Source organism: Lachnotalea glycerini, from assembly GCF_003201285.1.
GTDB classification, from domain to species: Bacteria; Bacillota; Clostridia; order Lachnospirales; family Lachnospiraceae; genus Lachnotalea; species Lachnotalea glycerini.
Genome location: NZ_QICS01000002.1, coordinates 76,171 through 88,710 on the forward strand (window position 1 = coordinate 76,171; position 12,540 = coordinate 88,710).

General features: G+C 36.6%; 10 protein-coding genes. All 10 read left to right on the forward strand.

What is annotated here, in order from left to right; all coding sequences use genetic code 11:
* Positions 1-17 precede the first annotated feature (17 nt).
* The 10 genes from C8E03_RS04795 (at position 18) to C8E03_RS04840 (ending at position 12,526) form a co-directional block, all read left to right on the forward strand.
* On the forward strand, positions 18-1,073 hold the full coding sequence (locus C8E03_RS04795) for a type IV pilus twitching motility protein PilT (protein WP_181899201.1): 1,056 nt from the start codon (positions 18-20) through the stop codon (positions 1,071-1,073).
* A gap of 13 nt (positions 1,074-1,086) precedes the next feature.
* Entirely contained in the window at positions 1,087-2,301 is a 1,215-nt protein-coding gene (locus tag C8E03_RS04800; RefSeq protein WP_094377275.1) for a type II secretion system F family protein, read from the forward strand.
* An 88-nt stretch (positions 2,302-2,389) separates the two neighbouring features.
* Positions 2,390-2,812, forward strand: coding sequence for a type IV pilin protein (locus tag C8E03_RS04805; RefSeq protein ID WP_242993405.1), 423 nt, complete (start codon positions 2,390-2,392; stop codon positions 2,810-2,812).
* A 34-nt stretch (positions 2,813-2,846) separates the two neighbouring features.
* Complete coding sequence (locus C8E03_RS04810) at positions 2,847-3,602, forward strand: prepilin peptidase (RefSeq protein WP_094377274.1); 756 nt, start codon at positions 2,847-2,849, stop codon at positions 3,600-3,602.
* Positions 3,603-3,642: 40 nt separating this feature from the next.
* A complete protein-coding gene (gene pilM / locus C8E03_RS04815) occupies positions 3,643-5,340 on the forward strand; it encodes a pilus assembly protein PilM (RefSeq protein WP_094377273.1) in 1,698 nt (565 codons plus the stop codon).
* Positions 5,341-5,351: 11 nt separating this feature from the next.
* Positions 5,352-6,131 carry a hypothetical protein gene (locus C8E03_RS04820; protein WP_094377272.1) on the forward strand — a complete coding sequence of 260 codons (780 nt, stop codon included), beginning with the start codon at positions 5,352-5,354 and terminating at the stop codon, positions 6,129-6,131.
* A gap of 82 nt (positions 6,132-6,213) precedes the next feature.
* Positions 6,214-7,599 carry a type IV pilus modification PilV family protein gene (locus tag C8E03_RS04825; protein WP_110290459.1) on the forward strand — a complete coding sequence of 462 codons (1,386 nt, stop codon included), beginning with the start codon at positions 6,214-6,216 and terminating at the stop codon, positions 7,597-7,599.
* A 34-nt stretch (positions 7,600-7,633) separates the two neighbouring features.
* Positions 7,634-9,889: a hypothetical protein gene (locus tag C8E03_RS04830; RefSeq protein WP_110290460.1), complete on the forward strand. Its 2,256-nt coding sequence runs from the start codon at positions 7,634-7,636 to the stop codon at positions 9,887-9,889.
* A 16-nt stretch (positions 9,890-9,905) separates the two neighbouring features.
* On the forward strand, positions 9,906-10,388 hold the full coding sequence (locus C8E03_RS04835) for a prepilin-type N-terminal cleavage/methylation domain-containing protein (protein ID WP_170122893.1): 483 nt from the start codon (positions 9,906-9,908) through the stop codon (positions 10,386-10,388).
* Positions 10,389-10,456: 68 nt separating this feature from the next.
* Positions 10,457-12,526, forward strand: coding sequence for a PulJ/GspJ family protein (locus C8E03_RS04840; RefSeq protein ID WP_170122894.1), 2,070 nt, complete (start codon positions 10,457-10,459; stop codon positions 12,524-12,526).
* The last annotated feature ends 14 nt before the right edge of the window (positions 12,527-12,540 follow it).

Consider the following 12,540-nt stretch of genomic DNA (forward strand, 5'->3'; position numbering starts at 1 on the left):
TCGTTAAAGGTGATAACATGATCAAACTAGATAATTTAATAAAAGAAGCTATGGGGAAAGGTGGCTCTGATATTCATTTAACAACAGGAAGGCCTCCGACATTTCGTGTAGACGGGATACTCGTGTTATTTAATGATGAGAAGCTGACTTCTTTGGATATTGAAGAAGTAGTAGATGAAATAGTACATGGAGATCAAAAGACTATATTACAAAAAACAGGCGAAGTGGATTTTGCTTATTCTGTTGCGGGGATAGGAAGATTTCGAGTCAATGTATTTACTCAGCGAGGTTCTTACGCTATGGCATTACGGCTTTTGCCTTTTGAAATACCAAGTCCCAAAAAGCTGGGAATTCCAGAAAGCGTAGTTGAGATGGTCAATAAAAAAAGAGGGCTGGTGCTCGTCACTGGTGCAACGGGTAGTGGTAAATCAACTACTCTTGCTTCTCTCATCAATGAAATCAATCAAAAATATGCTTATCATATCATAACACTAGAAGATCCGATTGAATATCTACATAAACATAACAAATCCATTGTAAACCAAAGAGAAATAGGTACCGATACAAAAAGCTATGCAAATGCTCTACGGGCAGCTTTAAGACAAGATCCAGATGTAATTTTAGTAGGAGAAATGAGAGATCTGGACACCATTTCAATTGCTGTAACAGCGGCAGAGACAGGGCATCTTGTATTTTCCACACTTCATACGATGGGAGCAGCAAACACGATTGAACGTATCATCGATGTATTTCCACCCTATCAGCAGCAGCAAATCAGGATTCAACTGTCTACAGTGCTAGAATGTGTTGTCTGCCAGCAGTTGATACCTACAGATGACGGGATGGGACGGGTGGCCGCCTTTGAAGTAATGTTGGCTAATTCAGCCATTCGAAATCTGATTAGAGAGACGAAAACGTTCCAGATACCATCTACTATTCAAACTGCTAAAAAATCTGGTATGCAATTAATGGATGATGCGTTATATGATTTATTTATAGAAGGAAGAATATCAAAAGAAATGGCAATCAGCTATGCTGGTGATCCAATTAGTCTGCAAAGGAAAGTATACTAGAGGGGGGATAATAGTGAACAGTTATTCTTATTTGGCAATTGATAAAAGTGGGAAAGAAATCAAAGGATTCATGGAAGCTGAAAGCGAAGAGAAGTTAAAGATTTCCCTAAAATCAATGGAGTTGATTCCTCTGGAAGTGGGAAAGCAAAGTCTGATGACAAAGGATATCAATATCAGCTTTGGTACACCTGTTAAGGCCAGAGATTTAAGTGTGTTTTGCAGACAGTTTGTCAGTATGATACAAGCTGGTGTAACCATTATTGATACTCTGAATATGCTAGCAGAGCAAACGGAAAACAAATTTTTAAAAAAGGCAATAAAAGAAGTACAAATAGGAATTGAAAAGGGAGAAACGCTGGCTGACTCAATGGCGGTTCAGGAAAAAGTATTTCCTTCGATTCTAATTAATATGGTTGCGGCAGGAGAAGCATCCGGCAGCTTAGATGTTTCCTTTAACCGAATGGCAGAACACTTTGAAAAGGATGCCAGATTGAAAAGTATGATAAAAAAAGCAATGGTTTATCCAATTGTTGTAGGTCTGGTAGCCATTGTTGTTGTCATCGTTATGCTTACGGTAGTAGTTCCCAATTTTGCAGTAATGTTCGAGGATCTTGACACAGAGATGCCGGCAATTACAGTTGCAGTTATGAATGCCAGTGATTTCATACGTCACTTCTGGTGGCTTTTATTGGGTATAATGGTAGCTGCTTTAATTGCACTTAGATACTTTAATAAAACAAACACAGGAAAGTATTTTTTTGGAAAACTAGCGCTTCGTATCCCTCTTTTTGGAAAGCTAATTACTAAATCGTCTTCTTCAAGACTAGCCAGAACGTTAAGTACTTTATTGGCGGCAGGTGTGTCTTTAAACGATGCCGTAGATATTACTTCCAAAACCATGGACAATATTTATTTTAGAGATGCTCTTTTAAGTTCCAAAGAGGCAATTATAAGAGGTGTCCCATTGTCCGTTCCGTTGCAGGAGTCTAAGCTTTTTCCTCCAATGGTATATCACATGATTAAAATTGGGGAAGAAACTGGAAATATAGAAGATATGTTACATAAACTGGCAGACTATTATGATGAAGAAGTAGAAATTGCCACTCAAGCCCTGATGGCAGCCTTAGAACCTCTGATTATTATTGTGCTGGCAGTTGTCGTAGGTGGTCTGATTATGGCGGTTATGGCTCCTATGCTGAGCATGTATCAAGGACTTGACAATATATAATCGAATTAAATAAGACTGTATATAGATGCAGGCTTATTTGAGATAAAGAAACAGACAAAAGATTAATAGGAAAAAGGAGATAGTAAGTATGAAACAAAGTATGAAACAAAAAAAGATGAATAACAAAGGTTTTTCGCTCGTAGAACTCATTATTGTAATTGCCATTATGGCAGTGTTGGTAGGTATCTTGGCACCACAGTATATTAAGTATGTGGAAAATTCCAGAATCTCAGCAGATAAAACTACGGTAGATCAAGTAGCTTCTGCGATTCAGACTGCATTGGCGAATGAGACAGTTACGGCAGAGATTACTGGCGATGTGACGATTACATTTAGTGGAAGTGTTTTAACCGCAGTTGGTGGAACCGAATTAACGTCTGCAGTAAAAGAAACAATCGATTTAAGTAAAACGGCTATGAAATCGAAAGCATTCAAAACCGCAGCAACTAATCCAACCATAACAATTAAGCAATCTGATTTAACTGTAACTACGGATTATAAAGGATATTAATTATCACAAAGCTATTTAGAAAGGACATAACCCTATGCTCTTTGATTTATTATTATACATCATTACATTTTTATATGGTATTATAATCGGCAGCTTTTTAAATGTTTGTATCTGCCGGATTCCACAATCAGAGAGCATTGTTACCACCCCGTCCCACTGCGTTTTTTGTGGGGTGCGGATTAAGTGGTATGATTTGGTACCGGTCATCAGTTACCTGTTACTGAAAGGGAAATGTCGAAACTGTAAGGCAAAGATTTCCATTCAGTACCCATTGATTGAAGTATTGAATGGAATCTTATATGTAGCGGTTATGGGAGTAAATGGTTGGAGCTTTCAAAGTATTCTCTACTGTTTACTTGCATCAGCCCTATTGGGTTTAAGTGTCATTGATTTTAAAACCTTTGAGATTCCGCTTGGAATTAATTTGTTTATTTTAATATTAGGAATTCTTCAACTACTGATGGACTTGCAAAATTGGAATACCTATATTGCGGGATTTTTGTCTGTCAGTGTATTTTTATATTTGATCTATCTGGTTACCAAAGGAAAAGGAATTGGTGGTGGAGATATTAAATTGATGGCAGCTTGCGGATTATTACTAGGCTGGAAGCTGATTGTCTTAGGATTTTTATTCGGATGTATTTTGGGCTCCGTGATTCATTTATTACGTATGAAAATAAGTCATGTAGAACATATGCTGGCTTTGGGGCCATATTTATCGGCTGGAGTATTCATAGCCGCATTATGGGGCGATTATATAATAGACTGCTATTTGGGACTGTTCTTATAAACAGAAAAAATAGGAGCAGGCTTAATAGAGGAGGATTATTATGGCAAATAAAGTGCTTAGTATAGAAATAGGGCAAACACTTACAAAAGTGTGTGAAGTTGAACATGGTACGAAGAATACGAAAGTATTTAATTGCTTTAGTTTTCAGACGCCAAAAGATATGCTAGAGGATGGATACGTACAGACGTCAGAAGAGTTTGCAAATAGTTTTCGTGAAAAATGTGCAGAGTATGGAATCAAAAATAAAAATGTAATTTTTACAATTAGTTCTACCAGAATAGCAAATAGAGAAATCTTAATTCCTCTTGTAAAAGAAAACAGAATCAAGTCAGTAATACAGGCAAATTCTCAGGAATATTTTCCTATGGATATCAGTACATACCAATTTACCTATAGTATTCTTGACGTTGTGACAGAGGAAGATAAAAAAGAAAAAAAATATAAGTTGCTGGTGCTTGCAGCACCCAGTGATTTGATTGAAAGCTACTATTCCCTGGCAGCATTTTGCGGTCTAACGGTGGTAGCAATAGATTATAATGGAAACAGTTTATTTCAGGCAGTTAAAAATCAGTTTACACAAGAGACCAGTATGGTAATTAAAGTGGATGAATTTAGCAGTCTTCTTTTAGTGATTAAAAATCAGTCTACGGTTTTGCAAAGAAATATATCATACGGCGCTGACATTGCAATTCAGACCATGATTGATAGTAATGCTTATGGTGAGAATCTATCCTATGAAGAGGCTGCCAATCTATTTCGAAAGCAAACTTGTATACTGGAAAGCCTGAATGCTGGGGAAAGTATGAAAGATTCTTCAAGGCAAGAGGATACGACACTAACAATAGATGAAAAAATACAAAGAACCAAGATAGAGATTACAGATTCGCTCAGATATCTGATTAATAATATAATGCGAGTGATTGACTATTACAACTCCAGAAATCAGGAACATCCAATTGAGAAAATAGTGTTAACCGGTCTTGGCGGAGATCTTAGCGGATTTAGTGATTTATTATCCTTTGAAGTGGGACAGAAAGTCTTGGTATTGACAAAAATCAATGCGACAAATATTGAAAAGGCACTTAAGAATGAGCAGCTAAGTTATGGAGAATATGTAACTGCAATTGGTGCCGCCATTGCACCATTGGGCTTTATGGCAGAGACAGTTAAATTAATAAAGGATAAAAAGGACAAAGAAAAAGATACCAAAATAGGTTGGATTCTGTTAATCGGTGGTTTGGCTATTTCAATTGTTTTGATTCTGACTTCATTGATTTCTCATATCAGTACAGTTGCAAAAAAGAATTCCCTAGAGACAAAGATAAGCAGCTTAGAGCCGGTTGAGGTTGTTTTCAAGGAATATCAATCAGTGGAAGTACTATATGAAAAAATGCAGTCAATTCAGAGTCTTACAGAACTTCCCAATGATCATCTGCTGGCTTTTATTCAGGAATTGGAAGAAAAAATGCCCGCAAACATCAATGTTTTATCTTTTACAGCTACAACTAAGATGGTGACGATGAATTTAAATGTGACTTCGAAGGAAGAGGCGGCTAAGGTAATTGTGCAGCTTAGAACTTTTGAAAGTCTGGATGATATTCAGGTTGCCGGAATTACAGAGACGAATGATGAAAGTAAAATTAAGACGGTTAACTTTACCGTCAATTGTACCTATCAAACCAATACGGCAATAAATTCAGAAAACAGTGCAGCTAGCACAGAAATACAAGCTGAATAGGAGGAGAAGATATGAAAATTTCAAAACGAGATGCACAGCTTTTAATGGGCTTAATTGGAATTATTGCAGTTATTTTTTCTTATCAGTTTGTATTTACGAACTTACAGACAAAGGATGAAGCCACACAAAAAGAAATTAAGATTTTGGAAACCAGAGTAGATGAACTGGAAAAAATCCAGGCGAATTTGGATCAGTATCAGACCAAAACAAAAGAAATGAATCAGGAAATGACAGAGTTTTACAGTACATTTCCGGCTGATATTCGTTTGGAAGACAGAATTATGTTTGTAACGAATATGGAAAATGAAAATGATAACATGAAGATATCCCAAATATCTTTTGGTGAAGCAGAACAGATAAATGCAGCAGCGTCCAAGGAGACAGATACACAGACACAAACAGATACAAAAGCAGAGACTACGCAGGCAGAGACACAAACAGAGACACAAACAAATACGGCGAAAACATTGGATCAGAATACGACAGAAGCGGACAATACAGTGTCTGTACAGGAACCCGTTCTTTATAAGGTGCCCATTGGGCTTTCTCTCCAAGTCACTTATAAAGGGTTAAAGGATATGATTACTTATATATATGATAACGGACAAGCCATGGGAATGGAATCGGTTTCTGTATCTTATGACAATACAACAGGAGTCTTAATAGGAAGTACAATGATTGATATGTATAAGGTGACAGGTACCAATCATGTTTATACAGAGCCAAATGTACCTTCTGTAACGATTGGATCTGATAATATTTTCGGAACAATTGAAGCGCCAATCAATTAAAATCAGACCACTGATTGCAATAAAAATTATGAAATGAAAACAATCTAATAATAAAAAAGGAAAACAAGGCAGGGGGGATATCATGAAACAAATCAAAGATAGGAAAATCAATAATCAGGGATTTTCTTTAGTCGAAGTGTTAGTAGCCGTGGTAATCCTTGCAATTATTGTTGTTCCTTTTTTAAATGCTTTTATGGTATCCACAAAAACGAATGCAAAATCTAAGAACATCCTTAAGGCTACAACGATAGCACAAAATATTTTAGAAGGATTAAAGGCAGCGGATATAGAAGATATCTCTTTAGAGTTTAACTATCCCAACACAGGATTTACAATTTTTGATGAGTCTTATATTCCTTTATCTGTTGGTGAAAGTTTAAAGAATCATGTAAGAGAATACGAAAAGACAATAACAGGAGGAAATATTTTCTATCAGCCCGCAGTCTCATCAGAAAGTATTGATGGCAGTGAGACTGTCAAAAGAGCAGGTACGACCACCAGTATTTTTTCTATGGATAATGGCCAAAATTATGAATTTTTAGGTCAGTCAGACGGCGGATATAGTTTTGGACTGGAAGGGATAGAAGTTGAAAATACGCAATATGATGCCCTTATTCTGGCAGACGCCGGTGATTATCGTGAAACAGGTTCTTCCAGTAAAAAATATAATAATCAGGAGATTGTAAACATTGCAAATCTGGACGCACAAAAAGATGCCTTTTTTATACAGGATACTAATTTGGATACTACTGTTTTAGAGGATATGAAAACCCTTGAGCCTGGTAATAGTTTTGATGAGAAGAATTTATCAAGAAAAATTCAAATTAATATCAGCAATGTTGCGAGCTTAAATGGGCAGATCACGAAGGTGATAACGACTTACACCTATTCCTATCTCGATTCAGCCATGAATAAAACTTATGAGGTTACAAATACCATATTTGATAACTCAGAGTCAGGGGAAGATTTAAGAGGAATCTATTTGTTTTATACGCCGCTGTATCATTCCGACAGTGCAGCCTCCATTCAGGATGAAATTGAAATAAACAATATGGATCATCTTCCTGTTACTGTATATGTCGTAAAGCAGGAAACGAAAGATTTGACAGAACTTGAAAATGCCGAGATAAATTATAAGATGAAGCTGACTGTCAAGGAAGATACCATGATAGGAGTTACGGACGCTTATACCGATATCCGGACAAATTTGGATTATAATCTTTATGCAGCCTATGACACAACAGGAGTGACAGAACCCAAGGTGGAGCAGGGATATTACACCTATAATACTACAAGCGCTAATCAGTCAGAGGTAAAAAGTATTTTAAATATACAGCAGATAACGGGAACACAAATTACGGATAATTTTTATGATGTTGAGATTCGTATTTATGAAAAAGGAGCGGCGGCTCTGGGATTTTCTGATACGGACAAAATATTATCCATAACCGGAAGTATCACAGACTAAAGAGGATTTGATACAGTTAAAAGAGGGTGAGAGCATGACCAATCGAAATAAAAACAGGAATTTGCAAAAACCAAGAAAGGTACTATTGTCAGGAAATCAGGGTTCTTCCATAGTTCTGGTAATTGTTGCAATTGCCTTTGTGGGAATTCTTGCATCGGTGATTCTTTCCCTTGCAATGACAAATTACCAGATGAAATACACAGATTTACATGCCAAGGATAATTTTTATTCTGCCGAAACCGCATTAGACCAGATTCATACCGGACTAGAGGGAGAGGTATCCAATGCCTTTTCTAAGTCATATATGGAAGTGTTTCAAAAATACGGACAATATTCAGAAGAACAAAGAGAAAACAATTTTCAATATTTATACATTAATTATTTAAGAAATACATTTAGAGAGTCCCAAACGGATACAAAATATGCATTAGCCATTATAAAGGGATATTTGGATCCGGATATATTTACCGATGAAAATACAGTCCTAACCTCGACTGAGACAGACACAGAGGAACAATTTAAGATGACTGCCTTATCTTCTGGAATTGTATTGAAAGGATTAAAGATTTTATATACAGATACCCAAGGATATGTGTCGGTTATTTCTACGGATATCCGCCTTGCCGTACCTGATATCACATTTACACAGTCAAATTCTATGCCCGATCTTTTTGAATTTTCGCTTGTAGCAAACCACCAGTTAACGGGGACCAATACAGGAACTACAAACATAAAGGGCAGTGTCTATGGAGGAGAAGATGGAATTCAGGTGAATGGTGCCTCTGTTTGGAATTTTACGGATGCTGTACGTGTGCTGACTGATAAAGAAATATCTGTAACAGGACCGAATGCAGAGCTTAACATCGGTACGGATATCATGCTATGGGCAGATAATTTGGTGGTAGATAATGGCGTAATGAAGTTGAATGGTTCTGCCTATATAGGTGATGATTTAACGTTACAGGGACAAAACAGTAATGTTGTATTGAATAATGCTTATTATGGATATGGAAATTCAGACACAGAGGAAGCAAACAGCAGTGCTATCGTAGTAAACGGAAGAAACTCCAGTATTGATTTATCGGGACTTGATAAGCTTTTGCTTTCGGGTAACACTTTTATTGGAACACAGACTGTTTCCTATGATGAGTCTACTTATGGATCGGGCAATAACAAAGATATTTTAATGGGAGAGTCATTGGGGTTAAAAAGCAGTCAGATTGCATATCTGGTACCACCAGAGTGTATTGGAGTAAATGATGGAAAGACAATCATTGGTAAAAACCCTATGACCAGTACGGAGTATGCAGCTCTTTTAGAGTATGCGAATGATAATACAAACTATCCTGATTTTGAAACGGTTTCTTTTACTACTATAGTAAAGAATCTAGGGAAGACTTTAAGCTATTACGTTCCCGATTATGCTTCTACGTCAGGCTATCAGCCTATATTCAGCCAGATTAATGGGGACACGGTAGTCTATCTATATTTGGTAATGGATGAAGATAACAGCAGCAGGTATTTTAGGGATTATTATAATCTGAATAGTGAAAAGACAGATAAATATTTAAAGCTTTATAACAATGATATAAAGACAGATGAATTCACAAGAATTACGACCAATGGAAATCTTTTAACCTATGACACCTCGAGTAAAGCTTCTACGCTGATTGAGGATACGAAACCTGAAACAGCAGATGATTCAGCCGCTTTAAATTCAGAGGAGAGCAGCTATGAGGGAGTATTTGAAGCACTAACAACAAAGCTGATTACCAATATTTCAGAAGTAAGTGACACAGAAAAGGCCAAATCTGTGTTTGAAAATTTAATTCTAGAAACTGATTTAAAGACCCTAGTCAACACCAAAGGTACGGGTAAAATATTTACGTTTGAAATGGATGTAACAAATGGGAGTTTGCAAGCTGTTTTTGTAAATAATGAAAGTACAGATCCTTACACGTATGGCGTCGGGCAAAGTGATGAAATCCGCTTGATTATTGCAACAGGTGATGTTGTAATTGCGAAAAATTTTACGGGACTGGTCATAGCAAAAGGAACAATTACAATCGAATCAGGTGCAAATATCATCCAAAGCAACGAAGAGGATTTAACAAAGATCCTGCAATGTACATCTTCTGATGATGAAGATTCCAAAAGGGTAATAGAATATTTTGTAAATGGAAGTAATTATATTTTAAATGGAACAGGAATTGGCAGCTCTGATATTTTAGAGGAAGACTTTATCAAGGTTTCAGATTTGATTGTGAATGAAAACTGGACGAAACAATAAATTCGGAGGAATAAAAATGGAAAATAATAAAGGATTATCCTTAATCGAATTAATTGTTGTAATTGCAATCATAGCAATTTTATCTGCCGGAACAGTCATATCGATTGGGTTGATTTTCCAGTCGGATGTAAAAGAGTGTTCACATAAACTGGCAGGTTATATCGGACAGGCAAAAATCACTACAATGAGTAAGGTAAGTGGTGATTTAGAGCTATATCAGGATGCTTCTGACAAAGACTATTATGTAACAATTTCATCAGAGACAACACCATATAAAATAGGAAATTCAGGACTAACGATCACCTGTGTTACGACACTTGGAAATGAAATTGTAATATCAAACACCAACACTTTAAAGCTGAAATTTGACAGAAGTTCAGGTGCATTTAAATATCTCGAAGGAACTACAGATTATTGCAATCAGATAAAAATACAAAAGAAAACAAAAGAAATATCAATTTACTTAATCCCGGAAACAGGAAAATATTATATTGATTAATGTGCAATGATATCTGCTGGGTTAGGAGTGTTTTATATGAAAAAATGAAGAAAGGAATCAGAAACTCTATGGGATTTCAAAATAACAAAGGTCTTACCCTGATCGAATTAATTGTTGCCATTGCTATAGTAGGGATTGTATCAGTTTCCATTGTAAGCTTTATGGTCATGGGAGCGAACAGTTATAAAAAAGCCAATTCTGATATCAATCTTCAATATGAGGCACAGTTAACGATGAACCAGCTTCAGGATATGGTGATTGACGCAGACAAAGGAATTACATATGAAAGAAAAGGTGAAACAGAAACCGAGAACGTTTTGGATGACTCATCAGGAAGTATAGCAAAAGAGGATATCAAAACAAAAAGTATCATGATTTATAACCAGAACAATGCTTATAAAATAGAATGGAACAGGGAAGAGAAAAAGCTTTATTATTATAAATATATGCTGGTGGAATCAGGCGGAGTAATTGCGCTAAGTCAGACGGCCGGGCCTGCATTAATGGCAGATTATATTTCGGGTATGCAGGTAAATCTAAATCGTTTATCAACCGATCGTGTGGTCAGGATCGATTTAGATTTTACACTTGGCACGAAGAATTACAGTACATACAGCAACATTACGCTTCGAAATCAGGTCAAGGCTAATTCCGAGCCAGATGAAATTTATGATGGAACCTTAGAAGAAGGAGATGGTTCACTTGCAGATGGAATTACGCTGACTCCGAAAACAGTAGTTCTTTGGCCGGGCAACACACAGACTTTTGCTTATCAGGTTACAAATTCGGCAGGAGGATATCCCAGTCAGGATGCCAATTGGGTAATAAGCGGCAATTCCAGCAGCCAGACTACAATCTCGGATGGAGTATTAACGGTAGCAAGTGATGAAACGGCAAGTAGTATCGTGGTAAAAACATCTGCAAAACATACCCAGTCAGGAACGGAGGTTTCTGATACGTCTCAGGTACTAATCAAGCAGGTGAGTGGTGTAGCAGTGGCAGTTACTTCTGGAGGCACTTTTAACAATACCAATCTTTATTCCGGAGACACAATACAACTAGAGGCAATCGTAAGCGGTGCCAATATTGAAGCAGAAAATTCCTATGATCAGGAAGTTAGCTGGAGTATTTTGCAAGGATCAGCTTCGAGCATTACGAAAGATGGATTTTTAAGTGTGGAAGCAGACGCAGAAACTGACAGTGAGATTATTGTAGAGGCTCGTTCCATGAGAAATAATGAGATTGCAGGAACCATGACTTTTACAATAGAAGAAGGAATGGAACTTGCATTAAAAACGGAATCAGAAACCACACAAATTTATCGGAATGCTTCATTGAATCTGACTGCAGAATTGACTAAAGTAAAAAATCCTGATGCATATACCATACAGTGGGAATATGATCTGAAAAATGTAGACAATGACGAAGATTATGCCAGTTTGGCAGCTACACAGGGATTGACAAATACCTTATACGTTAATAAGAATCTGGACACTACAAAAGAGTACAAAATTGAAGTTACAGCCATATTGAAAAAAGATGGAGTGGTGGTAACCAGTAATGGACAAAGTGTGACTGCAACCCTGACTCTTACAATACCAAAAGTAAAGATACGATATAAAAATTTCGGTATTGACACTTATTCAGAAACCTTAAGTACTTACCTCACACTTGGTCAGACAACCTATGTATATTATGAAATTGTAGGAATAATTATGACGAGTAATCCATCTTGGTCAGTAGGAAGCGGGGGATTAAACAGACTCGGAATAACAAGTGAGTCAGGAAGAATTAAGATTAAGGCAAAAAGCAGTAATAATAATATCAATGCAACTGTGGTTATCTATATGACAAACGGTGATACCAGTAACGCTGTATCCGTTCATATTAAAAATAAAAATATACAAGATACTAGCTATTATTCACCACCGCCAGACAGCGTGGATTTTATTAAAGAAGGCGGAATCTATTATTATAGTGATACAATTTTATATAGTTATGGGAAAGTAAGCTATTATTCAATACAAAGATGGAAGTTAGAAATCTATGTTAAAGATGGAAATGGAAATTGGAATCTAAGTGCCACACGTTACTGGAATAGTTCTTATAATGAGTGGAGAACAAGCTTTTTCTATTAGGATAAAAAGGAGGG

Excerpts from the sequence above, each read along its gene's own strand:
- C8E03_RS04795 (WP_181899201.1), top strand. The coding sequence starts at position 18 with ATGATCAAACTAGATAATTTAATAAAAGAAGCTATGGGGAAAGGTGGC.
- C8E03_RS04805 (WP_242993405.1), top strand. The coding sequence starts at position 2,390 with ATGAAACAAAGTATGAAACAAAAAAAGATGAATAACAAAGGTTTTTCG.
- C8E03_RS04810 (WP_094377274.1), top strand. The coding sequence starts at position 2,847 with ATGCTCTTTGATTTATTATTATACATCATTACATTTTTATATGGTATT.
- pilM (WP_094377273.1), top strand. The coding sequence starts at position 3,643 with ATGGCAAATAAAGTGCTTAGTATAGAAATAGGGCAAACACTTACAAAA.
- C8E03_RS04820 (WP_094377272.1), top strand. The coding sequence starts at position 5,352 with ATGAAAATTTCAAAACGAGATGCACAGCTTTTAATGGGCTTAATTGGA.
- C8E03_RS04825 (WP_110290459.1), top strand. The coding sequence starts at position 6,214 with ATGAAACAAATCAAAGATAGGAAAATCAATAATCAGGGATTTTCTTTA.
- C8E03_RS04830 (WP_110290460.1), top strand. The coding sequence starts at position 7,634 with ATGACCAATCGAAATAAAAACAGGAATTTGCAAAAACCAAGAAAGGTA.
- C8E03_RS04835 (WP_170122893.1), top strand. The coding sequence starts at position 9,906 with ATGGAAAATAATAAAGGATTATCCTTAATCGAATTAATTGTTGTAATT.
- C8E03_RS04840 (WP_170122894.1), top strand. The coding sequence starts at position 10,457 with ATGGGATTTCAAAATAACAAAGGTCTTACCCTGATCGAATTAATTGTT.